This is a genomic window from Achromobacter sp., assembly GCF_050285565.1.
Lineage (GTDB): Bacteria > Pseudomonadota > Gammaproteobacteria > Burkholderiales > Burkholderiaceae_B > Achromobacter.
Window position 1 is genome coordinate 18,321 of sequence record NZ_JBLZXG010000013.1, and the last position, 25,687, is coordinate 44,007.

The 25,687-nt window shown below is 66.2% G+C and carries 24 protein-coding genes; 14 read left to right on the forward strand and 10 right to left on the reverse strand.

All coding sequences use genetic code 11. The features are described 5' to 3' along the window. Window positions 1–22: 22 nt before the first annotated feature. Entirely contained in the window at window positions 23–1,150 is a 1,128-nt protein-coding gene (locus tag ACN6O8_RS23645; protein ID WP_427993541.1) for a deoxyguanosinetriphosphate triphosphohydrolase, read from the forward strand. Between the two features lie 20 nt (window positions 1,151–1,170). Here ACN6O8_RS23645 and ACN6O8_RS23650 read toward each other — a convergent pair whose 3' ends face one another. Beyond that, the gene (locus tag ACN6O8_RS23650; RefSeq protein ID WP_427993414.1) at window positions 1,171–1,833 is read right to left on the reverse strand and encodes a glutathione S-transferase family protein; all 663 of its coding nucleotides are present in this window, start codon (window positions 1,831–1,833) and stop codon (window positions 1,171–1,173) included. Window positions 1,834–1,874: 41 nt separating this feature from the next. Continuing rightward, on the reverse strand, window positions 1,875–4,730 hold the full coding sequence (gene uvrA, locus ACN6O8_RS23655) for an excinuclease ABC subunit UvrA (protein WP_427993415.1): 2,856 nt from the start codon (window positions 4,728–4,730) through the stop codon (window positions 1,875–1,877). Window positions 4,731–4,863: 133 nt separating this feature from the next. Between uvrA and ACN6O8_RS23660 the strand changes: the two genes are divergently transcribed. The 6 genes from ACN6O8_RS23660 (at window position 4,864) to ACN6O8_RS23685 (ending at window position 9,104) form a co-directional block, all read left to right on the forward strand. Next, window positions 4,864–6,048: an MFS transporter gene (locus tag ACN6O8_RS23660; RefSeq protein WP_427993416.1), complete on the forward strand. Its 1,185-nt coding sequence runs from the start codon at window positions 4,864–4,866 to the stop codon at window positions 6,046–6,048. Window positions 6,049–6,333: 285 nt separating this feature from the next. Then, a complete protein-coding gene (gene ssb / locus ACN6O8_RS23665) occupies window positions 6,334–6,855 on the forward strand; it encodes a single-stranded DNA-binding protein (protein ID WP_026382027.1) in 522 nt (173 codons plus the stop codon). Between the two features lie 370 nt (window positions 6,856–7,225). Then, a complete protein-coding gene (locus ACN6O8_RS23670) occupies window positions 7,226–7,492 on the forward strand; it encodes a methyltransferase domain-containing protein (RefSeq protein WP_427993417.1) in 267 nt (88 codons plus the stop codon). Between the two features lie 201 nt (window positions 7,493–7,693). Beyond that, window positions 7,694–7,999, forward strand: a complete 306-nt coding sequence (locus ACN6O8_RS23675; RefSeq protein WP_427993418.1) for a DUF4148 domain-containing protein — start codon at window positions 7,694–7,696, stop codon at window positions 7,997–7,999. Between the two features lie 77 nt (window positions 8,000–8,076). Then, entirely contained in the window at window positions 8,077–8,382 is a 306-nt protein-coding gene (locus tag ACN6O8_RS23680; protein WP_427993419.1) for a DUF4148 domain-containing protein, read from the forward strand. A gap of 131 nt (window positions 8,383–8,513) precedes the next feature. After that, on the forward strand, window positions 8,514–9,104 hold the full coding sequence (locus tag ACN6O8_RS23685) for a TetR/AcrR family transcriptional regulator (protein WP_427993420.1): 591 nt from the start codon (window positions 8,514–8,516) through the stop codon (window positions 9,102–9,104). Window positions 9,105–9,219: 115 nt separating this feature from the next. Here the strand turns inward: ACN6O8_RS23685 and ACN6O8_RS23690 are convergent, their stop codons facing one another. From ACN6O8_RS23690 to ACN6O8_RS23700, 3 genes are all read right to left on the reverse strand, one after another. After that, window positions 9,220–10,077 carry a cysteine hydrolase gene (locus ACN6O8_RS23690; protein ID WP_427993421.1) on the reverse strand — a complete coding sequence of 286 codons (858 nt, stop codon included), beginning with the start codon at window positions 10,075–10,077 and terminating at the stop codon, window positions 9,220–9,222. Between the two features lie 310 nt (window positions 10,078–10,387). After that, window positions 10,388–11,005: a TetR/AcrR family transcriptional regulator gene (locus tag ACN6O8_RS23695; protein ID WP_427993422.1), complete on the reverse strand. Its 618-nt coding sequence runs from the start codon at window positions 11,003–11,005 to the stop codon at window positions 10,388–10,390. A gap of 132 nt (window positions 11,006–11,137) precedes the next feature. Then, window positions 11,138–13,312: a malate synthase G gene (locus ACN6O8_RS23700; RefSeq protein ID WP_427993423.1), complete on the reverse strand. Its 2,175-nt coding sequence runs from the start codon at window positions 13,310–13,312 to the stop codon at window positions 11,138–11,140. Window positions 13,313–13,548: 236 nt separating this feature from the next. On the opposite strand from ACN6O8_RS23700, the gene glcC reads away from it, so the two are divergent. Further along, window positions 13,549–14,307 (forward strand): transcriptional regulator GlcC, encoded by a 759-nt coding sequence (gene glcC, locus ACN6O8_RS23705; protein WP_427993424.1) that lies wholly within the window; start codon window positions 13,549–13,551, stop codon window positions 14,305–14,307. On the opposite strand, the gene ACN6O8_RS23710 is transcribed toward glcC, so the two are convergent. The 5 genes from ACN6O8_RS23710 to ACN6O8_RS23730 all read right to left on the reverse strand — a co-directional run bounded on the left by ACN6O8_RS23710 (window position 14,304) and on the right by ACN6O8_RS23730 (window position 19,126). Beyond that, window positions 14,304–15,422, reverse strand: a complete 1,119-nt coding sequence (locus ACN6O8_RS23710) for a saccharopine dehydrogenase C-terminal domain-containing protein (RefSeq protein ID WP_427993425.1) — start codon at window positions 15,420–15,422, stop codon at window positions 14,304–14,306. The genes glcC and ACN6O8_RS23710 overlap by 4 nt on opposite strands. A 206-nt stretch (window positions 15,423–15,628) precedes the next feature. After that, window positions 15,629–16,024, reverse strand: coding sequence for a DUF4148 domain-containing protein (locus ACN6O8_RS23715; protein WP_427993426.1), 396 nt, complete (start codon window positions 16,022–16,024; stop codon window positions 15,629–15,631). 391 nt (window positions 16,025–16,415) lie between these two features. Further along, window positions 16,416–16,826 carry a DUF1090 domain-containing protein gene (locus tag ACN6O8_RS23720; protein ID WP_427993427.1) on the reverse strand — a complete coding sequence of 137 codons (411 nt, stop codon included), beginning with the start codon at window positions 16,824–16,826 and terminating at the stop codon, window positions 16,416–16,418. Between the two features lie 70 nt (window positions 16,827–16,896). Then, window positions 16,897–17,823, reverse strand: coding sequence for a 4-hydroxybenzoate octaprenyltransferase (gene ubiA, locus ACN6O8_RS23725; protein ID WP_427993428.1), 927 nt, complete (start codon window positions 17,821–17,823; stop codon window positions 16,897–16,899). Window positions 17,824–17,923: 100 nt separating this feature from the next. Then, on the reverse strand, window positions 17,924–19,126 hold the full coding sequence (locus ACN6O8_RS23730) for a PLP-dependent aminotransferase family protein (protein ID WP_427993429.1): 1,203 nt from the start codon (window positions 19,124–19,126) through the stop codon (window positions 17,924–17,926). Between the two features lie 167 nt (window positions 19,127–19,293). Between ACN6O8_RS23730 and ACN6O8_RS23735 the strand changes: the two genes are divergently transcribed. The 6 genes from ACN6O8_RS23735 to ACN6O8_RS23760 all read left to right on the forward strand — a co-directional run bounded on the left by ACN6O8_RS23735 (window position 19,294) and on the right by ACN6O8_RS23760 (window position 25,632). Then, on the forward strand, window positions 19,294–19,779 hold the full coding sequence (locus ACN6O8_RS23735; protein WP_427993430.1) for a GAF domain-containing protein: 486 nt from the start codon (window positions 19,294–19,296) through the stop codon (window positions 19,777–19,779). 308 nt (window positions 19,780–20,087) lie between these two features. Continuing rightward, window positions 20,088–20,981 carry a 4-hydroxy-tetrahydrodipicolinate synthase gene (gene dapA, locus ACN6O8_RS23740; protein WP_427993431.1) on the forward strand — a complete coding sequence of 298 codons (894 nt, stop codon included), beginning with the start codon at window positions 20,088–20,090 and terminating at the stop codon, window positions 20,979–20,981. Between the two features lie 124 nt (window positions 20,982–21,105). Beyond that, complete coding sequence (locus ACN6O8_RS23745; protein WP_427993432.1) at window positions 21,106–21,882, forward strand: sterol desaturase family protein; 777 nt, start codon at window positions 21,106–21,108, stop codon at window positions 21,880–21,882. After that, the gene (locus tag ACN6O8_RS23750) at window positions 21,866–22,774 is read left to right on the forward strand and encodes a fatty acid desaturase (protein WP_427993433.1); all 909 of its coding nucleotides are present in this window, start codon (window positions 21,866–21,868) and stop codon (window positions 22,772–22,774) included. The genes ACN6O8_RS23745 and ACN6O8_RS23750 overlap by 17 nt, the downstream gene beginning before the upstream one ends. Window positions 22,775–22,807: 33 nt before the next feature. Next, window positions 22,808–24,739, forward strand: a complete 1,932-nt coding sequence (locus ACN6O8_RS23755; protein WP_427993434.1) for an iron-containing redox enzyme family protein — start codon at window positions 22,808–22,810, stop codon at window positions 24,737–24,739. Continuing rightward, window positions 24,736–25,632, forward strand: a complete 897-nt coding sequence (locus ACN6O8_RS23760) for a DUF6999 family protein (protein ID WP_427993435.1) — start codon at window positions 24,736–24,738, stop codon at window positions 25,630–25,632. Before ACN6O8_RS23755 ends, ACN6O8_RS23760 begins: the two co-directional genes overlap by 4 nt. Window positions 25,633–25,687: the final 55 nt, after the last annotated feature.

Here is a 25,687-nt window from a genome sequence, read left to right on the forward strand (position 1 = left end):
CGCAGGAGAGACGGTGTCGCAGATGAAAGAACTGGCTTCCTACGCATCCGACCCGTCCCGAACGCGCGGCCGGGCCTATGCCGAACCCGCCCCGGAAAACCGCACCGAGTTCCAGCGCGACCGCGACCGCATCGTGCATTCCGGGGCGTTCCGGCGGCTGGAGTACAAGACCCAGGTGTTCGTGAACCACGAGGGCGACCTGTTCCGCACCCGGCTGACCCACAGCCTGGAAGTGGCGCAGATCGCGCGCACCTTGGCGCGCAGCCTGGGGCTGTCCGAAGACCTGACCGAAGCCATTTCGCTGGCGCACGACCTGGGCCACACGCCGTTCGGTCATGCCGGCCAGGACGAACTCAACGCCTGCATGCGCGAACTGGCGCCCGAGGCCGGCGGCTTCGAGCACAACCTGCAGAGCCTGCGGGTAGTCGACGAGCTCGAAGAACGCTACGCCGACTTCAACGGCCTGAACCTGTGCTTCGAGACCCGCGAGGGCATTCTCAAGCATTGCTCGGCGGCCCATGCGCGGCAGTTGGGCGCCGTGGGTGAACGCTTCCTGGCGCGCACCCAGCCGTCGCTGGAGGCGCAGATCGCCAACCTGGCCGATGAAGTGGCCTACAACAATCACGATATCGACGACGGCCTGCGCTCGGGGTTGATCACGCTGGAGCAGTTGCAGGGCGTGTCCATCTTCCAGCGCCATCACGCCGAGGTGCTGGCGCGCTATCCCGGCCTGGCCTCGCGTCGGGCGGTGGCCGAGACGATCCGTCGCATGATCAATACGCTGATCGGCGACCTGACGCGCACGTCGCTGGCGCGCATCCGCGACGCGGCGCCGACCAGCGCCGACGATGTGCGTCGCGCGCCGCCGCTGGCGGGGTTTTCGGATGACATCCGGCGCGAGGCCGACGAACTGAAGAAGTTCCTGTTCGACAACCTCTATCGCCACTATCGCGTGTTGCGCATGACCACCAAGGCGCGGCGCATCGTGCGCGAGCTGTTCGCGGCGTTCCTGGACGATCCGCGGCTGTTGCCGCCGGACTACCGCCGCGCGGTCTTCAACGACCAGGCCCGCGCCATCGCCGACTACATCGCCGGCATGACCGACCGCTACGCCATCCGCGAACACAAGCGCTTGTTCGACATGGCCTGAAGGCCGGCCGCGCCCGCGGGTCAGCGGTGCTTGCGGTAAGGTTCGTCGGCCTCGACGAAGGTGGCTTCGGCGCGCGCATCGCGCATCCATTCCTGCATCGCCGGCAGCGCCAGCACCGCGTCCATGTAGTCGCGCACCGGACCGGCCGCGGCGATGCCGTAGGTGACGAAGCGCGACACGACGGGCGCGAAGAAGGCGTCGGCGATCGAGAACGCGCCGAACAGGAACGGGCCGCCCTGGCCGAATTCGGCGCGTGTGTCCTGCCAGATGGCGTGCATGCGGGAAATGTCCTGGCGCGCGGCCTCGGAGATGTCGATACCGGGCAGGTGCGCTTCGATGTTCATCGGCAGCGCCTGGCGCAGCGCGCCAAAGCCGCTGTGCATTTGCGCGGCCAGCGAGCGGGCGCGGGCCCGGGCGCGGACGTCCTGCGGCCACAGGCGCGCCTCGGGCCGCTGTTCGGCCACGTATTCGCAGATCGCCAGCGAATCCCACACCGCCAGGTCGCCGTCAAGCAGCACCGGCACCAGCCCGGCGGGCGTGATTGTTGCCAGGTGGCGGGCGAAGGCCTCGGTGAACAGGCCGAGCTTCTGTTCGGTGAAGGCGACGCCGGTGGCGCGCAGCGCAAGCCAGGGGCGCAGCGACCACGAGGAGTAGTTCTTGTTGCCGATGATCAAGGTGTACATGTCGATTCCCCTGAGTGACTGGCCCTGTCGCGCCGCGCGGTTCAGCCGCCTGGCGCGCGCCGCAGCAGTTTGCCGAGATAGTGTCCGGTATGGCTTTCGGGTGTGGCCGCCACGTCTTCCGGCGTGCCTTGCGCCACCACCCGGCCGCCGCCGTCGCCGCCTTCCGGGCCCATGTCGACGAGCCAGTCCGCGGTCTTGATGACGTCCAGGTTGTGCTCGATGATGAGCACGGTATTGCCGCTGTCCACCAACTGGTTGAGCACCTGCAGCAGCAGTTCGATGTCGCGGAAATGCAGGCCGGTGGTCGGTTCGTCCAGGATGTACAGGGTGCGGCCGGTGCTGCGCCGCGACAGTTCCTGCGACAGCTTCACGCGCTGCGCTTCGCCGCCCGACAGGGTAGTGGCGCTCTGACCCAGCCGGATGTACGACAGGCCGACGTCGATCAGCGTGTGCAGCTTGCGCGCGATCGCCGGCACCGATTCAAAATACTCCAGCGCCTGCTCGACCGTCAGGTCCAGCACTTCGCTGATGTTGCGGCCGCGGTAGCGGATCTCCAGCGTCTCGCGGTTGTAGCGCTTGCCGTGGCAGACGTCGCAGGGCACGTACATGTCCGGCAGGAAGTGCATCTCGACCTTGACCACGCCGTCGCCCTGGCAGGCCTCGCAGCGCCCGCCCTTGACGTTGAAGCTGAAGCGGCCGGGGTCATAGCCGCGGGTGCGGGCCTCGGGCACGCCGGCGAACAGCTCGCGGATCGGCGTGAACAGGCCGGTGTAGGTGGCCGGATTGCTGCGCGGCGTGCGGCCGATCGGGCTCTGGTCGACGCTGATGATCTTGTCGAAATTTTCCAGGCCCTGCATCGCGACGTAGGGCGCGGGCTCGCTTTGCGCATGGTGCAACTGGCGCGATACCGCCACCGCCAGCGTGTCGTTGATCAGGGTCGACTTGCCCGAGCCCGACACGCCGGTGACGCAGATCAGCCGGCCGGCGGGCAGGCGCAGGTCGACGTTCTTGAGGTTGTTGCCGCTGGCGCCCGTGAGCGTCAGCCAGGGCAGGTCGTCGGTGACCGGGCGCCGCTTGGGGATGGCGATGGCGCGCTGGCCGCTCAGGTACTGGCCGGTGAGCGAATTCGGGTCGCGCTGCACGGTTTCGGGATCGCCCTGGGCCACCACTTCGCCGCCGTGCTCGCCCGCGCCCGGCCCCATGTCCACGACCCAGTCAGCCATGCGGATCATGTCTTCGTCGTGCTCGACCACGATGACGCTGTTGCCCAGGTCGCGCAGGTGCTGCAGCGTGCCGATGAGGCGGTCGTTGTCGCGCTGGTGCAGTCCGATGGAGGGCTCGTCCAGCACGTACATCACGCCGGTCAGGCCGGAGCCGATCTGGCTGGCCAGGCGGATGCGCTGGGCCTCGCCGCCGGAGATGGTGTCGGCGCTGCGATCCAGCGACAGGTAGTTCAGGCCGACGTTGTTCAGGAAGCTCAGGCGCGCCTCGATCTCGCGCACGATGCGCTGCGCGATCTCCTGCTTGGCGCCGGTCAGGGTCAGGTCGCGGAACCACGCCAGGCAGGTCGACAGCGGCATCGCCTCGACTTCGTAGATGGCCTGGCCGTGGCGCTCGCCGCCGCGCGGGTCCTGGCCGATCAGCACGTTGCGCGCTTCCGGGCGCAGGCGCGAGCCGCCGCAGTCCGGGCAGGTCTTGATGTTGCGGTACTTGCCCAGTTCCTCGCGCACGGTGGCCGAATCGGTTTCGCGCCAGCGGCGCTCCAGATTCGGGATCACCCCTTCGAAGGTATGGCGCTTGACGGTGCTGCGGCCCTTTTCGTTCAGGTACAGGAACGAGATTTCCTCTTCACCCGAGCCGTACAGCACCTTGTCGCGCAGCGCTTCGGGCAGATCCTCGAAGGGCGCCTCGATGTCGAATTCGTAATGCGCGGCCAGGCTGGTCAAGAGCGAATGGGTGAAGGCGTTGCGGCGGTCCCAGCCGCGGATGGCGCCGGCCGCCAAACTCAGCTCGGGGAAGGCGACCACGCGCTTGGGATCGAAGAAGCCCACCTGGCCGATGCCGTCGCAGCTGGGGCAGGCGCCCATCGGGTTGTTGAAGCTGAACAGGCGCGGTTCCAGTTCCGGCAGGCTGTGACTGCACACCGGGCAGGCGTAGCGGCTGGAGAAGACCTGTTCGCGGCCGCCATCCATGTCCAGCGCCAGCGCGCGGCCATCGGCCAGTTGCAGCGCGGTCTCGAAGCTCTCGGCCAGGCGCTGCTTGCTTTCGGGCTTGATGCGCAGGCGGTCGATGACCACGTCGATGTCGTGCTTCTCGGTTTTCTTCAGCGGCGCCATGCCGTCGATTTCCACCATCTGGCCGTCCACGCGCAGGCGCACGTAGCCCTGCGCCTGCAGGCTGGCGCATTCGTCCTCGAAGCTGCCCTTCTTGCCGCGGGCGATGGGGGCCAGCACCGCCAGCCGGCTCTCGGCCGGCCAGGAAAGTACCGCGTCCACCATCTGGCTGACGCTCTGCGCCTGCAGCGGCAGGCCGTGGTCCGGGCAATAGGGGGTGCCGACCCGCGCATACAGAAGGCGCAGGTAATCGTGGATTTCGGTGATGGTGCCGACGGTGGAGCGCGGATTATGGCCCGCCGCCTTCTGTTCGATCGAGATGGCCGGCGAAAGGCCCTCGATCAGGTCGACGTCGGGCTTGTCCATCAGCTGCAGGAACTGGCGGGCATAGGCGGACAGGCTTTCGACATAGCGCCGCTGCCCTTCCGCATACAGCGTGTCGAACGCCAGCGAGGACTTGCCCGAGCCGGACAGGCCCGTGACCACCACCAGTTTGTGGCGCGGCAGATCCAGCGAGACGTTCTTGAGATTGTGGGTGCGGGCACCCCGAATGCGTATGGTCACGTCTATCGGGCTCTTTTAAGCGGTTGCAAAGGCCAACTTGGTACTATAGCGCGCCGAGTCCTCAGGCCATAGATCAGACCGCAAGCGCAAGACATCCGCGCGCGAACGGCCTTCGTCATCGTTGAAAATTCGCATGCCGGCAGACACGAAACTGAAATTGACCCCTTCCGAGCGCCGCGCCAGCGTGGCGCTGGCCGGTTTGTTCGCCGCGCGGATGCTGGGGTTGTTCCTGTTGCTGCCGGTGTTCGCCGTGGCCGCGCGTGGCCTGCCCGGCGGCGACGACCCCGCCCGCGTGGGGCTGGCGCTGGGCATGTACGGCCTGACCCAGGCGTTCATGCAGATTCCCTTCGGGCTGGCCTCGGATCGCTGGGGGCGCCGGCCCGTGGTGCTTTTCGGTCTGTTGCTGTTCGTGGCGGGCAGCGTGGTCTGTGCGCGGGCCGATGACGTGTTCTGGATCACCATCGGCCGCGCTATCCAGGGCGCCGGGGCGATTTCGGCCGCCGTGACCGCCTGGCTGGCGGACGCCACCCGCGACGCGGTGCGCACCCGCGCCATGGCCATGGTGGGCGGCTCGATCGGTCTGTCGTTCGCCGCCTCGCTGGTGTTGTCGCCGGTGCTGGTGGGCTGGTGGGGGCTGTCCGGGCTGTTCTGGACCATCGCCTGTCTGGGCGTGGTCTGCCTGGCCGTGGCGCGTTGGGTGGTGCCAGTGGTGCCGCGTTCGCAGGCGCGCAGCATGCAGGCCGCCAGTCCGCGCCAGGTGCTGACCCACACCGACCTGCTGCGGCTGAATTTCGGCGTGTTCGTGCTGCACCTGATCCAGGTGTCGCTGTTCGTGGTGGTGCCGGCCCTGCTGGCCAAGGTCGGCGGGCTGGATGCGCGCGAACTCTGGAAGGTCTACCTGCCCGTCATCCTGGTGTCGTTCGTGCTGATGGTGCCGGTGGTGTTCGTGGCCGAAAAGCGCCGCGCGCACCGGGGCGCGCTGCGTGCCGCCGTGGCCGGGCTGGTGCTGGTGTGCGCGCTGCTGCCGGCGGCCAGCCACGGCTTTTTCACGCTGGCGGCGGCCTTGACCGGCTTCTTCGTGGCGTTCAACGTGCTGGAGGCGTTGCAGCCCTCGCTGGTGTCGCGCGTGGCGCCGCAGGCCTACAAAGGTCTGGCGCTGGGGTTCTACAACACAGCGCAGGCCGCCGGCCTGTTCACGGGCGGTGCGCTCGGCGGCTGGGTGGCCTCGCACTCCGGCGCCGGCGCGGTGTTCATCGGCGCGGCCGTGCTGGCCGCCGTCTGGCTGGCCGTGACCTGGGCGCTCAAACCGCTGGCATAGGCCGCGTTGCCGCGCGAAGCGGAAAGTCGCGGATCGCGCCGCCAACGGTGTCCAACAGCGGTGAAATCGTTTCCCTTGGTGGACGGCTTTGTCACCATTCCCGTTTGGCGCGGCGGACGCTTTTCGTCGATAATAGAAGGCAAATTAGGGCTTCACCGGCGTCGCCGGTCACCGCTGCGGTGACCGGCGAGTTTCATGAAGCCGGTCTTCAACATTGCTATTTATGTTGTTGCCGGCGCGCCCGCGGCAACGCGTGGCACAGGCTGACAACAGAGGGACAACGGCATGGCATCGGTTAACAAAGTCATTCTCGTGGGCAACCTGGGTCGCGACCCGGAAGTCCGCTACAGCCCCGACGGGGCCGCAATCTGCAACATGTCCATCGCCACCACCTCCACCTGGAAGGACAAGGCCTCGGGCGAACGCCGCGAAGAAACCGAATGGCATCGCGTGGTCATGTACAACCGCCTGGCCGAGATCGCTGGCGAATACCTGAAGAAGGGCCGCTCGGTCTACATCGAAGGCCGCCTGAAGACCCGCAAGTGGCAGGACAAGGACACCGGCGCTGATCGCTACAGCACCGAAATCGTCGCCGACCAGATGCAGATGCTGGGCGGCCGCGAAGACGGCGGTGGCGGTGGCGGCAGCTACGGTGGCGGCGGCGGCTACGACGACGCGCCCGCGCGCCAGCCGCAGCAGCGCGCCCCGGCCCAGCGCCCGGCGCCGCAGCAGCGTCCGGCACCGCAGGCTGCGCCCGCCGGTGGCGGCGCCAACCTGGCGGACATGGACGACGACATTCCGTTCTGATCCCGCGCCCGCGCGGCCATTCAAGAACAAAGCCCGGCAAGCCATGCGCTTGCCGGGCTTTGTGCTGTTTGGACGTGGCGCTTGTCCCTGTCTGGTGAGAATCCGCACTCGCCCTCTGCATCGGGGAGGCTGTCCACAGGCTGTGCACCGTATTTCCACAGCTTTTCCACAGATTTTCGGGCCTTTTCCACAGCTTGTGCACAAGCCTCCGGCTGGCCGGGTTTGGGCCGTATCGCGGTCCGCGGGCCCATCCACCCGCCGGGTTTCCCCGGCCGACGTCGTGGCCGGCTGGGAAGCCGCATGCAGGCTGGCGCCGAGCCAACGCGGGCGCCGCGCTATCCACAAGCTGTGCACAACATCTGCACAGCTTGTGCACCGCTATCAGGGGCTTTTCCACAGCTTTTCAACAGCGCCTGGACTCCGCACATCGACGACACGCCGCTGGGCCGACGAGCAGGGGGCTGCCAGCATCCTCGGCCTGCACCTGCCGCCGCAGCGTATCGACCTGGTCTACAGCACGTGGATCCTGCATTATCTTGAACGGTTGCCCGTCCTGATCGCCACCGTGCATCAGACGCGGCGGCCCGGCGGACGATTCATCTTTCCTGCGAACACCCCACGCTTCCATGTGCGCTGAAATATTCAGTTTCACAAAACCCACTTGCGCTATCTATCTACTAGTAGGTAATATTCATCCATCGACGCAGCACCCAGACAACACCGCGGCGTCGCCCCGAACCAGAAATACAGTAGCACCCGTTTTTTATTTGCCTTGATATCTACCTATAAGTAGATAGTTTAAACAAACCAACGCATCATCGTTATTCGGAGATCCCTCATGAAAACCCTCGTATCCGCCCTGATCCTGTCCGCTTCCTTCATCGGCGCCGCCCACGCCGGCGAACTGGACTATCCGCCCGCCTTGGACACCCACAGCACGGTGACGCGCGCCCAAGTGCAGCAAGAACTGGCCGCCGCCCGCGCCAACGGTGAACTGGCCACGACCGAAGAAGGCTACGCCGCCACCGCCTTCGCCAGCGCCGGCGACAAGAGCCGCGCCCAGGTCACGCAGGAACTGGCCGCCGCCCGTGCCCAAGGCCTGACCGAAAGCGGCGAACTGGACTATCCGCCCGTCCAAGGCTGATTTTTCTGTCCGCGAATCTATCTACAGATAGATAGTAATTTCTGAATCGCAGTTCCGATCCTTACCGGAGATCAACCATGAAGACCCTCGTATCCGCCCTGATTCTGACCGCCTCGTTCCTAGGTGCCGCGCATGCCGGCGAACTGGATTACCCGCCCGCCGCCGATACCCAAAGTTCAGTGACCCGCGCTCAGGTGCAACAAGAACTGGCCGCCGCCCGTGCCAGCGGTGAACTGGTAAGCACCGAAGATGGTTCTGCCGCCACCGCCTACGCCAGCGCTGGCGACAAGAGCCGCGCCCAGGTCACGCAGGAACTGGCCGCCGCCCGCGCCCAAGGCCTGACCGACAGCGGTGAATTGGACTACCCGCCCGTGCAAGGCTGAGTCCGATGCCGGCCACTGCGAACCCCGGGGGGCGGGAACATTCCCGGCCGGGGTTCGCACGGTTGCATCGGAGCGCCGCATAGGGATTACCGCCGATGACGTACCGACCTATTAGTAGGTAATATTCAGCCATGGACACTCCGACCCCCAACACCACCCGCGACCAGCTGCTGGCTCATGCCGAGAAGCTGATCCGTACTCGCGGCTGCAACGGCTTCAGCTATCGTGACCTGGCCGAGCATGTGGGCGTGAAGACGTCCAGCATCCACTATTACTTCCCCGGCAAGGACGACCTGCTGTACGAGGCCGTCGAGGCCTACAGCGCCCGGGCCCTGGCTTCGGTGCGCAGCATCGATACCGCGCAGCCTGCGCATGCCCAGCTCGACGCCTATCTGTCGATGATGGAGTCCAAAGCCTGCGGCCAAGGCGAACTGTGCCTGGGCGGCATGCTGGCCGCTGAAATGATGAGCCTGCCCGACCGCGTGCGCGGCGCGTTGCAGGGCTTTTTCCGCGCGCACGAAGCCTGGCTGGCTCGCGTGCTGGCGCAAGGCGCCGCGGAAGGCACGCTCAAGTTCTCGGGCTCCGCCGAAGCGGCCGGCCGGGCGGTGTTCGCCACGGTGCAGGGTTGCATGCTGGTGTCGCGCCTGTTTCAGGCGCCGCCGGCCTTGTGCGAGGCGATCAGCGCCCTCTACGTCCAGTGCCAGGACAAGCCCGCCGCCTGATCCTTTCCATTTTCCCGCCGCCACGGCCGCAACGCGCAAGCTTGCGGCCGTTGTGTTTGCGGGTGCGCACGACGTTATCGTGTTGGCTGCCGCCGGTCGCGGACGCCGGGCGGCATCAGGCCGCCAGCGCACGCGCCATGTCCGTGCTGCTGCGCGCTTGCATGCCCAGGTCGCGCATGCGTTGCAGGAAGCCGGCCTGGGCCTCGCCAAAGCCCGTGACCGGGCTGATGCAATCCGTCAGCAGGACCACGCGCGACAAATTGCCTCCCGGCAGGTATTCGGCAATGTGTTCGACGGTGGCCTTGACGCAGTGGCTGCCGGCCTCGCCGGCCACGATGATGAGATCGGCGCGGTCGAGCGCATCGAGCAGCCGGCGGTTGAGCTGGCTGCGCGGATCGTCGGGGTCGGGCACTTCGGCCATCAGCGCGCTGTAGTGCTCCGTCCATGGGTTGGCGCCCTTGGGCACCTTGCGCACGATGAACTGGTGCTCGTCTTCCCAGCGGGCATAAGCCGCGCGCACATCGGCGTGAACGTTGTGGCCCCAACTGCCGATCTCGCAATGCACCGGCCATACCATCAGGGTGTAGCGGCCACGCGCCTCCAGTTCGTCCAGGTAGGTCAACGTGCGTGGCAGGTCATCGACATGGCGCGGCAGGAAGGCGCCCGAGCGCACCTGACCCGCGGTGATGGGGGTGAAGGGGGCGACCGCGCGGCCGTCACCCGTGCGCCAGAACGTGGGGTGGGCGATGTCCAGCCGATGGTGCGAGTCCAGGGTGACGGTAATGGCGGACAGCGCGGGTGCGGTGGCGTCGATGAAGCGTGCCAGCCGCTGCATATCAGCGTGCGCGCCAGGGACCGGCAGCGCGGGGGCCATGGCCCGGCCGGTCAAGGGATCGACAGGCAGGTGGCTGGCGGGCAGGTCACAGAAATCATTCTGCGGATCGACGATCAGGAGATGAGCGGAACGCGACATGTAGGCACGGGCGGGGAGTGAATACGAAATATAGACCGGGAGACACGCTCCGCGCGAGCGTCTTGCCCGGTTCCCGGCCGGCTCCGCCCGGTCGGCGCGGACCGCTCAGAACAGTACCAGGTGGCGCGACAGGTCGGGCAACTGGCGCAGCAGCGCGCGCCACGACAGCCACATGCGGGTCAACCCCGCCACCACCACTGCCGCCGCGCCGAGATAGAAAACCATGATCCGCTCCATGTCGCATAAAATCGCACGATCGTGCGAAATTGGATGAAAACTACACCGGCCCACGCCGGCTTCCGGGTGACGATTACTCGATGTACTTGAAACTGCGATACGTGGAAATCAGGCGCTCGTAGGCGGCGCGTACCCGTTCGCGCGCCTTGGGCTCCCGCAGGAAGCGGGCGTCGTGCATCAGCCCGATCATGAGGCTGTAGACCTCGAACACCAGTTGCTCGGGGTCGGTGTCCGGGCGCAGGTGGCCTTCATCGAGCGCTTGGCGCACCGTGCGCACCATGACCCCGCGCCAGCACCGCAGGTTGTTTTCCAGGATTTCGCGCAAAGGCGATTCGACGTCGTCGAACTCGAACGCGCCGGCGATGTAGATGCAACCGGTCAGCAGTTCGACATTGCAGGCCCGCTCGATCCAGAGACTCATCAGCGCGTTCAGTCGGGGCAGGCCACGCGGCTGCGACATGGCGGGGGTGAAGACGGCGGCCACGAAGCGGCGTTCGTACTCGTCCAGTACCGCCTGCTGCAAGGCCTCACGCGAGCCCACCCGCGAAAACACGCCGCTCTTGCTGATATCCAGGCGCTTGGCCACCTGGCCGAGCGACAGGCTCTCGAGACCCTGGGCGGCTGCCATGTCCAGGGCCGCGTCCACGATGGCCGCGAACGTCAGCTCGCTTTTTTCGGTCTTGGCAGTCATGCGGTCAATTTAGCACAGGCGTGCGAAAAATTCGCCGTACCCAAGCCGTAAAGCAAAAAACCCGGACAGCGTGAGCTGTCCGGGATACGAAGCGCGCCGCGGTTGCAAGCGGCCAAGCAAGCCGTCCTGCAATTAGCCCCGGGCGGCCTTGAATTCCAGACGGAACTTGTGCAACAGCGGTTCGGTGTAGCCATTGGGCTGGGTCAGGCCCTCGAACACCAGGGCGCAGGCCGCCTTGAACGCCAGCGAACGATCGAAGTTGCCGGCCATCGGCAGGTAGTGCGGATCGCCGGCATTCTGGCCGTCGACCACCTTGGCCATGCGCCGGAAGGTTTCCATGACCTGTTCGCGGTTGGTCACGCCATGGCGCAGCCAGTTGGCGATGTGCTGACTGGAAATGCGCAGCGTGGCGCGGTCTTCCATCAGGCCGACATTGTGGATGTCCGGCACCTTGGAGCAGCCCACGCCCTGATCGATCCAGCGGACCACGTAGCCCAGGATGCCCTGCACGTTGTTGTCCAGTTCCTGCTGGATGTCGGCGGCGGACCATTTGGAACGGTCGCCCACTGGCACCGTCAGCAGGCCGGCCAGCAATTCGTCGCGCACGCTGTCGAGCCGGGTGTGCTCGAGTTCCTGCTGCACCGCCTGCACATCCACCTGGTGATAGTGCAGCGCGTGCAGCGTGGCGGCGGTGGGCGAGGGCACCCAGGCGGTGTTGGCGCCCGCCTTGGGATGCGCGATCTTCTGTTCGAGCATGGCGGCCATCAGGTCGGGCATGGCCCACATGCCCTTGCCGATCTGGGCGCGGCCGCGCAGCCCGGCGTCAAGGCCGACCAGCACGTTGTTGCGCTCGTAGGCGGTGATCCAGGCGGTGGACTTCATGTCGCCCTTGCGCAGCATGGGGCCGGCTTCCATGCTGGAGTGCATTTCGTCGCCGGTGCGATCGAGGAAGCCCGTGTTGATGAACGCCACGCGTGACGCCGCGGCCGCGATGCAGGCCTTGAGGTTGATGCTGGTGCGGCGCTCCTCGTCCATGATGCCCATTTTCAGGGTGTTGCGCGGCAGGCCCAGCAGGTCTTCGACACGGTCGAACAGCTCGCTGGCGAACGCGGCTTCGGCGGGGCCGTGCATCTTGGGCTTGACGATGTAGACCGAGCCGGTGCGCGAGTTGAGCTTGCGCTCGCGATCATGCAGGGCCGCCAGGCTGGTGACCACGGCGTCGAGGATGCCTTCCGGGATTTCCTGGCCGTCGCGGTCGAGCACGGCCGGGTTGGTCATGAGGTGGCCGACGTTGCGCACGAACATCAGCGAGCGGCCGTGCAGGGTCAGCGCCGAGCCGTCCGGACGCGTGTATTGGCGGTCCGGATTGAGCTTGCGGGTGAAGGTTTTGCCGCCCTTGGTCACCGCTTCGGTGAGGTCGCCCTTCATCAGGCCGAGCCAGTTGCGGTAGATGTGCACCTTGTCTTCGGCGTCGACCGCGGCGACCGAGTCCTCGCAATCCATGATGGTCGTCAGCGCGGCCTCGACCAGCACGTCCTTGACCCCGGCGGCGTCGGTTGCGCCGATGCTGTGAGCGCGATCGATCTGGATCTCGAAGTGCAGGCCATTGTTCTTGAGCAGGATGGCGCCAGGCGCTGCCGCGTCACCCTGGTAGCCGGCGAACTGGGCCGGCGTCTTGAGCGTGGTGATGCCGCTTGCCAGCGTCACCTTGAGCTGGCCGTTTTCGACCGCGTAGCCGCGGGCGTCGGCATGCGACCCCTGCGCCAGCGGCGCGGCGCCATCGAGGAAGGCGCGGGCCCGGGCGATGACGGCGCGGCCGCGCTCGGGGTTGTAGCCGGTACCGCTGTCGCCGGGCGTGGCGGGAATCGCGTCGGTGCCGTACAGCGCGTCGTACAGGCTGCCCCAGCGCGCATTGGCGGCATTCAGAGCATAGCGGGAGTTGGACACCGGCACCACCAACTGCGGGCCGGCCTGTTGCGAGATTTCGGTATCGACATTGTCGGTGGTGGCGCGCACGCTGGCCGGCTGGGGCTGCAGGTAGCCGATGCCCTCCAGGAACTGGCGATAGGCGGCCGGATCGGCGATGGGGCCGGGATGCGCGCGATGCCAGGCATCGAGTTCCGCCTGCAGGCGATCGCGTTCGGCCAGCAGGGCGCGGTTCTTGGGCGCCAGGTCGTGCACCAGGGCCGCGAACCCCTTCCAGAACGCGTCGGCGGCCAGGCCGGAGCCGGGCAGCGCCTCTTGTTCGATGAACTGACTGAGATTGGCCGCCACTTGCAGGCCGTGGTGCTGGATGCGTTGAGTCATGCGGGTCTCTGACGATAGTAGGTCGGGGCGGCGCGCGCGCCGGGCGAATCTGTCCTGACATCATCGTTCGCGCCCGTTCCAAAGTCCATATCAAAACCTGCTGGTCATACCAGTTTGTTCACGCTGATGCCGGCAAACATCGTTTTTTTATGGTTTGATATCAGCCACTTACGATGGGAGTATGAGTCGGGTGGCTTGCGCCGTGCACTTGGTCATACCACTGGTCCGGAGAACGCATGCACGCGGAAAATGAAGCGAAACCCCGCCAGGTGGCGGACGAAGTGGCGGAGCGCATCGAGCGCCTGATCCTGGACGGCGTCCTGAAGGCCGGTCAGGCGTTGCCGTCGGAACGACGCTTGACCGAGAAGCTGGGCGTGTCGCGCACCGCGCTGCGCGAAGGCCTGAAGCTGTTGCGTGCGCGCGAGATCATCCACACCTCGCAAGGCAAGGGCTCGTTCGTGGCGCGTATCTCGAAGGTGGACGCCGGCCCGTTGATGCACCTGTTCAATTCGCAGCCGCGCACACTCTATGATCTGCTGGAAGTGCGTTCGTTGCTCGAGGCCGATTCGGCGCGGCTGGCGGCCTTGCGCGGCACCGAGGCCGACTTCATCATGATCCGCCGGCGTTACGACGAAATGGTGAATGCGCGGGCTGCCGACACCGCTACGCACGCGCATCTGGATCATGCTTTTCACCTTGCCATCTGCGAGGCCTCGCACAACCCGGTGCTGGTGCATACGCTGCAGTCGCTCAACGACCTGATGCTCGGTTCGGTGTTCGCCTGTGTCAACAATCTGTACCATCGCGAACCCGAAAAGCGTCAGATCGACAAACAGCATGCGCGTCTGTTCAATGCCGTGATCGGTCGCCTGCCGGAGCAGGCCCGCCGCGCCGCGGCCGACCATGTCGACAGCGTGCGGCAGAACCTGGCCGAGATCGAGCAGGAAGAACAGCGCCTGGTGCGGGCGACGCTGCGCCTGGAAGGCTGGACTTAGCGGTCCTCGGTCATGGCGTTGGCCAAGGCCAGCGGTTTGCCAGCGTAGACGCGGCCGAAGCGGTTGCCCAGCAAGGCTTCCAGCGAAATCTGTTCCTGGCCCACGAAACCCCGCTGCGGCAGCACGCCCTGCGCCACCAGATCCAGCGCGGCGCAGATGCCGGCGGCCGTGGATAGCTGGATGGCGCTGAGCCGGTGGCCATCGACTTCCGTGCCGAACACGCGGATGGGATACGACTCTTCTTCCAGCCGGCCGTGGCGGTGGCCCGAGGCCTGGGCCTGGATGACGATGACATCCTGCTCGGTGGTGGGAATGGCGGTCTCGAAAATGTCCTTGAGCAGGTCGCGCCGGTCGCGCAGGCGCAGGTCGTTCAGCAGCAGCTTCATCAGATTGCAGTGGCCCGGATAGCGCACCGACTTGTAATCGACGTTGCGCGCGCGGCCCAGCAGGGTCGCGGGCAGCGTGCCCAGGCCGCCCGAGGTGTTGAAGGCCTCGTATTCGACGCCATCCAGCGCGAAAGTCTCGTAGCCCTCCAGCGCGGGGACGCTGGTCAATTGGCCGTCGACGATGGCCTCGCAGGGATTGCAGTACTCGTTGATCAGCCCCTCCGTGCTCCAAGTCAGGTTGTAGCGCAGGCTGTTGGACGGATAGCGCGGCAGCGCGCCGACGCGCATGCGCAGATCGAGCAAGGTATCGAAGCGTCGCGCCAGTGCATTGCCGACGATGCCGATGAACCCCGGCGCCAGGCCGCATTGCGGCATCAGTACCGCGCTGGCGTTGGCGGCCAGCGCCTGGATGGCGTGGGTGCTGGCAACGTCCTCGGTCAGATCGAAATAATGCACGCCGGCCTGCGCGCACATTTGCGCAACCGCGATGGCGCGATGGAACGGCAAGGCGTTGACGACCGCGTAGCGACCCTCGATGCAGCGCGCCAGCGAGGCGTCGTCCGAAATCTGGCGGGTGTCGCAGCCCAGTTCGGCGACGGCGCGCAGGCGCGCCGGATCCTGGTCGGCAACCAGGACCGAGTAGTCGCCGCTGCGCTCCAGCATCAGGGCAATGGCGAAACCGATTTTTCCGGCACCGAGGAGAAGAACGGGCTTGGAGGAAGGGGACATGGCGCGGCTCCTGCAAAGAGGGGAATGGGGTGGCCCCATCCTATGCGCGGCCGCTGTCGATTTGTAGATGCCAAAGCGTCGTAACGGTTTTAAGTAACGTCGTTATGACTTAAATCGATGTCGAAACGTCAAAAATAAAAGCCCTCCGGGTGAGGCCGGAGGGCTTGGGGGGCGATTGCCGTGGCCTGGAACCCAGGCCGGCGCAATCAGCTGCCCATGGGGGGGTAGTCCATGTTGCCGAAGGTGACCAGGCCTTCCGCCTTGGCCTGAGCCAGTTCGGTTTGAACTTCGCTGCGGCTCAGCGACGTGGTGTTGGCTGCGTGGGCGACCGGCGGGTAGTCCATATTGCCGAAGGTGACTTCACCCGCGTTCTTGGCCTGAGCCAGTTGCTCCTGCACTTGTTGCGAGCTCAGGCTCGACTTCTGGGCGATGGCGGCGGGGTAGCCTTCTTCGCCGAAGGTGTACTGACCGGAAACCTTGGCTTGTTGCAGTTCGGCCTGAACCTGGGCGCGCGTCGGGCCCTGGTTGGCTTCAGCGGCTTGGGCGCCCGCGGCGGCCAGGACGGACATGGACAGCATCAAAGCGGTAGCAAGGGTTTTCATAGCAGACCTCCATATGTCTTGAGCTTGGGATCCGATCCTCTGGCCTGATTGCCGGGGGTCGCTTGCTGTGTCCCGATGAGATGCATTCTCGGCCTAAATTACCCTGGGATAAACCCTTATTCTCTGAAAACATCTTTCCAAAATGAGTGCTAATCGGTTGGGAACTTACCGAATGGCACCATAGATGGCGATATTTCCATTTGATGACGCAATAGGTAGTGGGCGGGCGTGGGGGAGCGTTCCTCCGGCCGGTGTGATGACCCGGGTTGCGGCCGCGGCGGGTCGCGCGGCAAGGCTGGAGCCGCAGGGGCAGGCCGGGGGGAAGTCCAGAGGGGGCGAGCGTGGCGCGGCGCCCCAAGGGCCGGGGCCCTGGGAGCGCGCAGGGTGGGGGTCAGCGGTTCAGGTCGGCCAGCGCGTCGTTGTATTCGGCGCGGGCTTCGTCCAGCTTGCGCTGGGCTTTGTCGATCTTTTCCTGTTTGCCCTTGGCGCGGGCGGCCTTGAGCTCGTCTTCACGCTTGGATACCTTGTCTTGCTTGTCGCGGACCTTGGCTTCGCGATCCGATTGCAGGCGGTCTTCGGTGCAGTAGGCCTTGGCATCGGCCAGCGCTCTTTGCAGGCCGGCCACGCGATGCGCGTTGTCGTGAACGTGCGCGTAGGCGATTTCTTTTTCGAGATGGCAGAACTTGGCGGCGCAGCCGCGTTGCGCCTCGCAATCCGGAGTGGCCTGGGCGTGGGCGGGCACGTTGCCGAGCAGGGCGCCGACCGCGGCGGCGGCCAGCAGGGTTTTGGTCAAAGCGGACATAGGGAGTCTCTGTGAAGCATGTTGGAGCGACCATCATCCCCCAAGCATGGGGCGTCCGCAATGCACCGGATCAGGCGATCAGGGTACCCGCCAGGGCTGCCGCGACCAGGATTGCGCCCAGCCAGAGGTTGGCGCGGAACAGCATGAAATTGCGATCCGGACGCTGGATGTCGAACACCTTCAACTGCCATGCGAGGTGCGCGGAGATTGCCGCCATGCCGACGTAATAGGCCCACGACATGCCGATGGCATAGCCGCCCCAGACCCACAGGATCACGGTGGCCAGGTAGAAGCCGCCGATCCATAACTTGCCCTGGTCGCCGAAGCGCATAGCCGTGGAATGCAGGCCCAGACTGCGGTCATCGCGCACATCGACGTAGGCGTAGATGCTGTCGTAGCCCACCTGCCAAAGCACCGCGCCGAACCACATCGCGAGGGCGGCCAGGGGCACATGATTCTGCGTATCCGACCAGGCCATCAGCATGCCCCAGTTGAAGCAGATGCCCAGCACGACCTGCGGCCAGTAGGTGACGCGCTTGCACAGTGGATAGATGAAAACGAACGGCAGAACGGCCACGGCGAGCCAGCGGCTCATGCCATTCAGGAAGAACAAAAGCGAGCCGCAGACCAATAATTGGCCGATCAAAAACCAGACCGCATTACGCATGCTGAGCTGGCCACTGGTCAGCGGACGGAAGCGGGTGCGTTCGACGTGCTTGTCGAAATTGCGATCGCACATGTCGTTGACGGTACAGCCGATGCCGCGCATCAGCAGCGCGCCCAGCGAGAACACCACCAGGCGTTGCAGATCGGGCAGGCCGCCGGCCGCCTGGATCAGGGCGGCGATACAGGGCAGCAGCGTCAGCCAGGTGCCGATGGGACGATCGAGCCGGCACAGCCGGGCGTAGGGGCGCCACGATTTGGGCAGCCAACGTTCGACCCAGTCGGTGAAAACGATGTCGCTGAGGTCGACGGGAGGGGATTGCGGAGCGCTCACTGTCACGGCGAAAGAAATGGAAGGAAAGCCGACAGCATAAAACAACGGCCGGGCAATGCGCCCGGCCGTGGAGCCGTCAGGGATGGTCAGAACCCGGTTTTCAGGCCGTGTATTCCTTGAGCAGCTTGCCCAGGATGGCGATGCCGGTGCGGATCTTGTCTTCCGGCACGGTGGCAAAGCTCAGGCGCAGCGTGTTGGCGCGGCCGGCGCCGCAGTAGAACGGCGCGCCCGGCACGAAGGCGACGTTCTGGGCAATGGCCTTTTCCAGCAGCTTGGTGCTGTCAATGTGCTCGGGCAGCGTCACCCAAATGAACATGCCGCCTTCGGGCTTGGTCCAGCTGACGGTGGCCGGGAATTCGCGGGCGATGGCTTCCAGCATGCAACTGCCCTGGGCGCGGTAGATCTCGCGCACGTTGGGCAGGTGTTCTTCGAGGAAGCCGTCCTTGACGATTTCGTACACGGCCATCTGGGTCAGCGTGGGCGTGTGCAGGTCCGTGGCCTGCTTGGCCTGCACCAGCTTGTTGATCAGCGGGCGGGCGGCGGCGATGTAGCCCAGGCGCAGGCCGGGGGCCAGCACCTTGGAGAACGTGCCCAGGCGCACCACGTTGGCGCCGTACTCGGCGGCCAGCGCGATCAGGCCCGGTTGCGGCTCGCCGGCGTAGCGCAGTTCACCGTAGGGATCGTCCTCGATGATGGTCAGGCCCAGTTCGGCGGCGCGCTTGACCAGCGCGATGCGGCGTTCCAGGCTGAGGGTGCGGCCGGTGGGGTTCTGGAAGTTGGGCAGCGCATACAGGAAGCGGGCGCCGGCGGCCAGTTCGGGGGTGATGGCCTCGGGGATCAGGCCGCCGTCATCGGTGGGCACTGGCACGAACTTGGGCTGGTACAGGCTGAACGATTGCAGCGCGCCGAGGTAGCTGGGGTCTTCGACCAGCACCTTGCTGTCCTTGTCGATCAGCACCTTGCCCAGCAGGTCCAGGGCCTGCTGCGAACCGGACACGATCAGGGTCTGGTCGGGGGTGATGCGGGCGCCGGCGCGATTCAGGTCGTCGGCGACCCATTGGCGCAGCGGCGCGTAGCCTTCGGTGGGGCCGTATTGCAGGGCCGCGCGGCCGTTGGTGGACAGTACCTTGTCGAATGCCGCACGCACCACTTCCACCGGGAAGCCGCCCGGGGCCGGCAGGCCGCCCGCGAACGAAATGACTTCGGGCCGCTCGGTGACCTTGAGGATCTCGCGGATGGCGGAGCTGGTGAGTTGCTGGGCGCGTTCGGAAAAGGCGAACGTCGGTTCGAGAGGCTTGTCCATGGCTTGCTTCTTAATCAAGAAGGGGGGTGACGGGGGGTGACAACGAGGCGGTAAAGACGTTACTGCGTAAACTATTGTCCCACAGCGTAGCAAGGCGGCCCCTTTATCGCGGGCCGCCCCTAAAATCACTTGCACCGATAATCGCCTGTACAGTTACATTCAGATATATGTTCGAAGCCGCCCCGATTGCCGCCGACTCCAAGGCCGCCCTGTATGCCGAACTGGCCAAGCAGGCCCGCGCCCTGCTCGACGGCGAGCACGACCGCATCGCCAACGCCGCCAACCTGAGCGCGCTGGCCTACCAGGCGCTGCCCGACCTGAACTGGGTGGGCTTCTACTTTTTTGACGGCAGCGAGCTGGTGCTCGGGCCGTTCCAGGGCAAGCCGGCCTGCGTGCGCATTCCGCTCGATCGCGGCGTGTGCGGCGCGGCCGCCAGCCAGCGTCAGACCCAGGTGGTGCCGGATGTGCATGCGTTCCCGGGCCATATCGCCTGCGACGCAGCTTCGCGCTCCGAGATCGTGGTGCCGCTGGTGCGCCAGGGCCAGTTGATCGGCGTGTGGGATGTGGACAGCCCGGTGCCGGGCCGTTTCGACGAAGACGATCGCCAGGGCATGGAAGCGCTGTGCGCGGTCTTCCTGGCCAGCCTGCGTTGACAGCGTGGCGGCGGCCCGGTAGATTTGCGCATCGGCCGCCCGCGGCCGGTTGCCACCCTTTATTCCATTCATGATTTCCCAGGCCATCCAATCCGCTTTCCTGTCCCGCGCCCTTGGCGTGGCGACGGTTCGCGCCGGCCTGAAATCCAAAAAACAGCCGCTCATCTGACCGGAGCATGCTGTTCCGTCAGATGGGCGACGGAACAGCGGCCTCACGGCGGCGCCACGGCGCCTTCGCGCGCACCCCCTGATATCCCGAGCACTTCTGTACGGCCCAACCACGGTCCGCTTACACCGAAGGAGTGTTCATGCAAACTCAACAATCCCCGTTCCAAGGCGTCTGGATCCCCCTGGTGACGCCGTTTTCCGGCGGCGCCGTCGATGGCGGGGCCTTGCGCCGCCTGGTGCGCCATGTCGCGGCCGCGGGCGTCGACGGGCTGGTCGTCTGCGGCAGCACCGGCGAAGCCGCGGCGCTCGATGACGCCGAGCAACTGGCGGTGCTGGACGCGGTGCTGAACGAGGCCGGCGCCATGCCGGTGGTGATGGGGCTGGCCGGCAATCACCAGGGCCACGTGCTGCAGCGCCTGGCCGCGTTCGGCACCCGGCCGCTGGCCGGCATCCTGGCGCCGGCGCCCTACTACGTGCGGCCAGGCCAGGACGGCGCCGCCGCCTACTTCCGCAACCTGGCCGATGCTTCGCGTTTTCCCCTGGTGCTGTACGACATTCCGTACCGCACAGGGACGACGCTGGAAACTTCGACCCTGTTGTCGCTGGCCGCGCATCCGAACATCGCGGCCATCAAGGACTGTGGCGGCTCGCTCGACAAGACCCTGGCGCTGATCGCCGATGGCAATATGAACGTGCTGGCGGGTGAAGACCTGCAATCGCTGGCGCTGCTGTGCCTGGGCGGCAGCGGCATGATCGCGGCGGCCGCGCACATCCGTCCCGATCTGTTCGTGGCCATGTACCAGGCGGTGCGGGCGCAGCAACTGGATCTGGCGCGCAAGCTGTTTCAGGCGCTGGCGCCGGTGATCCAGTTGACCTTTGCCGAACCCAATCCGGGGCCGGTCAAGGCGCAGCTGGGGCGCCAGGGGCTGCTCAGCGACGAATTGCGCGAGCCCATGCCGCCCGCCAGCGCGGCCCTGGCGCGGCGCATGGACGCGGCGGTAGCGGGGCTGAACCGGCAATTTCCCTGCCAATAGCGGCAACTTGCGGCCGCGGCCCGCAGCTTTGTGGCGCCCGGATTCATTTTGTAATAAATGTCTCACCGCGCGGCTGACGGATTGCTTATGATGCGGCCATTCTCCGGGGTGACACAAAACGTTCATGGCCCAAGCTTTTGTCGCGTTGTCCGCCTGGCAGGTCATGCTGGCGGGCCTGCTGTTCTTCGGCGGCATCTACCTGCTTTTCGGCGCGGCTACCTGGCTGCTGACACAGCGCATCCTGCCGGCGCTGGGCATCGGCCGGCCGCTGGATCCGCGGCCGCTGGCGCCGGGCCAATTGCGGCGCGAGTTCATGCAGTCGGGGCTGTCGATCCTGCTGTTCGGCACCGGCATGATCTTTCCCTGGGGCCTGCTGCAGCTGGGCTGGGCGCACCTGGATCCGGACGCCAGCTGGCAGCAGATCACGCTGGAGATCCTGGCGCTGGTGGCCTGGAACGACGTGCATTTCTGGATCAACCACCGGCTGTTGCACACCAAGCTGTTGCGCCGTTTCCACCTGCCGCACCACCGCTCGGTGGTGACCACGCCGTTCTCGACCTACAGCTTCCACCCGATCGAGGCGCTGATGCTGGGCAACGTGATCATGCTGCCGATGGTGGTGCATGACTTCAGCTTCTGGTCGCTGGCGTCGGTGCCGCTGTTCAGCCTGTTCTTCAACTGTATCGGCCACGCCAACTACGACTTCTTCCCCAGCGTGTCCTATTCGCACTGGTTCGCCGCCAGCCGCCGGCATCACCTGCACCACGCCTGCTACAACGGCAATTTCGGCTTCCAGTTCACCTTCATGGACCGCCTGTTCCGCACTCGGCTGAAGGCCGAGGCGGCCGCGCCCCAGTTGGAGGCTTTCCGGCAGCGAGAATCGCTTGGCGGACGGGCGTAGCAGGGCGCGCCGGCTGCCCGCGCTGCGCAACCGGCGCGATTGGCAGAGCCTGGCCTACCTGGCCGCGCTGCCCGCCCTGGCGGCGTGGCAGTGGTTGCACGGCTTCTGGTGGCCGCTGTATGCGCTGATGCTGTTCCTGACGCTGGGCATCGGCGTGATCCACCACAACCACACGCACCTGCGCATGTGGCATGGCCGCTGGAGCAATCGCGCCACCGATTTCTGGATCACGCTGCTGCAGGGGCACCCCACCTTCGTGTTCTATCCGGCGCACGTGGCCAATCATCACCGTTTCAAGCACGGCGCGCGCGACGTGGCGCGCACCTATCGCTTCGGCGGCGACACCAATCACCTGTGGGGCTACCTGATCCATCCGGTGCAGGCCGTGTGGGTGCTGTATCCGCTGTTCTTCGCCTGGCTCGGACGGTTGCGTCGGCACTGGCCGGGCGCGTGGCGCTATTGCATGTGCCAGTACGGCGCCTGGCTGGGGCTGTGGGGCGGCCTGCTGGCGATCAATCCGGTCAAGGCGCTGGTGTTCGTCATCATTCCGCAACTGCACGGCCTGCACTGGCTGCTGGCCACCAACTACCTGCAGCACGCGCACGCCGACGGCGGCCCGCGTGCCGCGGCGGGCCTGAACTACGCTCGCAATTTCGAAGGACTGGTCAATCCGCTGTTGTTCAACATCGGCCTGCACACCGCGCATCACGAGAACCCGCGCGCGCACTGGTCGGCATTGACCGCGCTGCACCGAGACCACTACCGCGCCCGCGTGACACCCGCGTTGAACGAGGGCGGCCTGACGCCCTACATGTTCCGCGTGTTCGTGCTGGGGACATTCCTGCCGCGCTTTCGCAGCCGCTCGTGCATGGCGCCCGAGCACGTGCGCTAGCGCCGCCTATCTACCTGCCACTAGAGACCCGCCATGCCCATCGCGTTCAATCGTGTCTACCTGGAAAGCGCCGGCTACTTCATGCCGGGCGAGCCCGTCTCCAACGAGGCCATGGACAGCTATATCGCGCCGTTGAACCGCATGTCCGGCCGCATCAAGAGCCGCATCCTGGCCGAGAACGGCATCAAGCAGCGCTACTACGCCATCGATGCCGAAGGCGCCACGGTCTTCACCAACGCGCAACTGGCCGCCAACGCCATCCGCGACTGCCTGCGGCGCAACGATGGCGACCTGGCGGACGTGTCGCTGCTGACCAGCGGCTCATCCGGCGGCGACGCGCTGATGCCGGGTTTCGCCAACATGATCCAGGGCGAACTGGCCGCGCATCCGATGGAGACGCTGTCGGTGCATGGCATCTGCGCGGCGGGCGTGTCGGCCATCCAGGTGGCGGCGCAGGGCGTCGAGATGGGCGGTCATGCCAGCGCGCTGGCGGTGGCGGCCGAGCTGCCGTCGCGCCTGTTCAAGCGCTCGCGCTTCGCCGCGCGCGGCTACGACGCCGACTTCGATGCGCATTTCCTGCGCTGGATGCTGTCCGATGGCGCCGGCGCGCTGCTGCTGGGACGCGGCGGCCGGCCGCTGCCGGGTGCCTCCAAGGGGGTGCGGCTGCGCCTGAAGTGGGTGCACCAGCGTTCGTTTTCGGGCGATTACCCGGTCTGCATGCAGCTGGGCCTTTCGGCCGACCGGCAGAAGGGCCACCTGGACTATCCGTCGTGGAACGAGGCGGAGGCCGATGGCGCGCTGTCGCTGCGCCAGGACATCCGCCTGTTGCCGCACCTGTTCGACATCGGCATCCACGAGTACGCCAAGCTGGTGCGCGATGGCTGGCTCGACCCGGACCAGGTGGATCACTTCCTGTGCCATTACTCGTCCGAGAAATTCATTCCGGTGGTCGAGGACCTGATGGAAAAGGCCGGCCTGGTGATCCCGCGTGAGCGCTGGTTCAGCAACCTGGCCTGGCGCGGCAATACCGGCGCGGCCTCCATCCTGATCATGTTGGCCGAGTTTCTGGAAACGCGCGAGATCAAGCCAGGCGAGCAGATCTTCTGCTACATCCCCGAGTCGGGCCGGTTCATGGCGGCCTACATGCTGCTGGAAGCCGAGGCGGCGCATGATGCCGCCCCGTCGGTGGCGGTTGGTGCCACGCCGGCCGCGGCCGGACGCGAGGACGCCCATAGCGCCGATGCCGACGCCATCGCGCCGCCGCACGATCCGGACATGGCGCCGCAGGGCCTGGGCCAGTTGCTGACCGAGCTGGCGGCGATCTGGCACGACTACCGCTCGCGCGTCTGGCGCACGCCGGTGGTGCGGCGCCTGCGCAACCGCCGCTTCCAGACCGCCGACTACCTGAACTGGATGGAGAACTGGATCCCGCAGGTGCGCGAGGGCAGCAAGTGGATGCGCGAAGGCGCGGCCTCGCTGCCCGAGCAGTACCAGCCGCTGGCCGCGCTGATCGATATGCACGCCGGCGAGGAGCAGAACGACTTCCAGATCCTGTTCCAGGACTACCGCACCGCCGGCGGCGCCATCGACAGCATCGACGCGCTGCGCCGCAATCCCGGTGGCGAGGCGCTCAATGCCTACCTGCACAGCTTGGCCGCCACGCGCGATCCGATCGGCCTCTTGGGCGCCATCTACATCATCGAGGGCACCGGCCAGCGCATCGTGCCGGCCCTGCTGCCACTGCTCAAGGCCAGCCTGAAGCTGCCGCCGGATGCCTTCCGCTTCCTGGAATACCATGGTCACAACGACGAGAACCACCTGGCGCGCTGGCTGAGCGCCGTGGAGCTGGCGCTGGACTGCGACGAGGACGGCCGCGCCGAGCAGCGCATCGTCGACACCGCGCGCCGCACCGCCGCGCTGTACCTGATGCAGTTTCATCACGTGATGGAGGATGACGCCGCATGAACAAGGAACCCGAATTCCTTGCCAACGGGCACGATCCCGCCGATCCGAGCCCGTGGCTGGCGCTGTACCTGGACCGCAGCACGCCGCTGCCGGACAAGGTCAAGAAGGCCTGGCTGACCGATTCGAGCTGCGGCTCGCGCCAGTACCTGCTGCCGTTCCTGCGGCCGCTGGCGCGCGCCTGCATCATCCTGATCCAGGTCATCAAGACCTTCCTGCCGCGCCGCTGGTCGCATTCGCGGCTGCTGCACCGCATCCTGGCGTGGGGCCTGAAACGCTTCGTGTCGCCCGAGGCCAACTGGCTGATCCTGCGGCATTTCCATCTGGGCGCGCAGATCCTGGCGTTCATCGCGGCCAATTCGCCGGTGCGCATCAGCACCACGCCGCTCGAACCGATGGAGATCGATGACCTCAAGGACGAGTTGTTCGTCAAGCACGACCTGAACCTGTTCAATTTCGTGATCCGCCTGAACCAGGCGCTGCGCGATGCCGGCGTGGAGATGCACGCGCCCGAGCGCGTCGATTTCTCGATGATCCGCGATCCCGATCTCAAGCTCGAGGACATGCCGCGGGGAAAACTGAATTTCCTCGACCTGCAAAGCGCCATCGAACTGTTCACGCCGCTCTACCAGCTGATGCTGACCGACAATGACTTCTGGCGCGCGGCCAATTCGCTGCAACTGGACGAGACCATCGGCATCTACGCGGCCAAGCTGCTGGGGGCGCCGCAGCACCTGATTCTGGTCAACAACAGCCATCCGCTGGTGCCGATGTCGACGCTGCGCGCCGGCTACCGGCTGGTGCTGCATGGCCTGTCGACCGAGATGTTGCACAGTCTGCTGATGGAGATGCGCGACGCGCAGCTCGGCGGCGAGCCGCCCGCGCCGATTGCCTGAAAAGTGGCCGAATCCTAGCGTTGTCCCTGTAGGGCGGGGCGGGCTCGCTACGCTA

Excerpts from the sequence above, each read along its gene's own strand:
- ACN6O8_RS23680 (WP_427993419.1), top strand. The coding sequence starts at position 8,077 with ATGAAGACCCTCGTATCCGCCCTGATTCTGACCGCCTCGTTCCTAGGT.
- ACN6O8_RS23645 (WP_427993541.1), top strand. The coding sequence starts at position 23 with ATGAAAGAACTGGCTTCCTACGCATCCGACCCGTCCCGAACGCGCGGC.
- ACN6O8_RS23700 (WP_427993423.1), bottom strand. The coding sequence starts at position 13,312 with ATGACTCAACGCATCCAGCACCACGGCCTGCAAGTGGCGGCCAATCTC.
- ACN6O8_RS23710 (WP_427993425.1), bottom strand. The coding sequence starts at position 15,422 with ATGTCCCCTTCCTCCAAGCCCGTTCTTCTCCTCGGTGCCGGAAAAATC.
- ACN6O8_RS23715 (WP_427993426.1), bottom strand. The coding sequence starts at position 16,024 with ATGAAAACCCTTGCTACCGCTTTGATGCTGTCCATGTCCGTCCTGGCC.
- glcC (WP_427993424.1), top strand. The coding sequence starts at position 13,549 with ATGCACGCGGAAAATGAAGCGAAACCCCGCCAGGTGGCGGACGAAGTG.
- dapA (WP_427993431.1), top strand. The coding sequence starts at position 20,088 with ATGCAAACTCAACAATCCCCGTTCCAAGGCGTCTGGATCCCCCTGGTG.
- ACN6O8_RS23745 (WP_427993432.1), top strand. The coding sequence starts at position 21,106 with ATGGCCCAAGCTTTTGTCGCGTTGTCCGCCTGGCAGGTCATGCTGGCG.
- ACN6O8_RS23760 (WP_427993435.1), top strand. The coding sequence starts at position 24,736 with ATGAACAAGGAACCCGAATTCCTTGCCAACGGGCACGATCCCGCCGAT.
- ACN6O8_RS23755 (WP_427993434.1), top strand. The coding sequence starts at position 22,808 with ATGCCCATCGCGTTCAATCGTGTCTACCTGGAAAGCGCCGGCTACTTC.
- ACN6O8_RS23675 (WP_427993418.1), top strand. The coding sequence starts at position 7,694 with ATGAAAACCCTCGTATCCGCCCTGATCCTGTCCGCTTCCTTCATCGGC.
- ssb (WP_026382027.1), top strand. The coding sequence starts at position 6,334 with ATGGCATCGGTTAACAAAGTCATTCTCGTGGGCAACCTGGGTCGCGAC.
- ACN6O8_RS23690 (WP_427993421.1), bottom strand. The coding sequence starts at position 10,077 with ATGTCGCGTTCCGCTCATCTCCTGATCGTCGATCCGCAGAATGATTTC.
- ACN6O8_RS23650 (WP_427993414.1), bottom strand. The coding sequence starts at position 1,833 with ATGTACACCTTGATCATCGGCAACAAGAACTACTCCTCGTGGTCGCTG.
- ACN6O8_RS23735 (WP_427993430.1), top strand. The coding sequence starts at position 19,294 with ATGTTCGAAGCCGCCCCGATTGCCGCCGACTCCAAGGCCGCCCTGTAT.
- ACN6O8_RS23660 (WP_427993416.1), top strand. The coding sequence starts at position 4,864 with ATGCCGGCAGACACGAAACTGAAATTGACCCCTTCCGAGCGCCGCGCC.
- ACN6O8_RS23730 (WP_427993429.1), bottom strand. The coding sequence starts at position 19,126 with ATGGACAAGCCTCTCGAACCGACGTTCGCCTTTTCCGAACGCGCCCAG.
- ACN6O8_RS23720 (WP_427993427.1), bottom strand. The coding sequence starts at position 16,826 with ATGTCCGCTTTGACCAAAACCCTGCTGGCCGCCGCCGCGGTCGGCGCC.
- ACN6O8_RS23685 (WP_427993420.1), top strand. The coding sequence starts at position 8,514 with ATGGACACTCCGACCCCCAACACCACCCGCGACCAGCTGCTGGCTCAT.
- ACN6O8_RS23695 (WP_427993422.1), bottom strand. The coding sequence starts at position 11,005 with ATGACTGCCAAGACCGAAAAAAGCGAGCTGACGTTCGCGGCCATCGTG.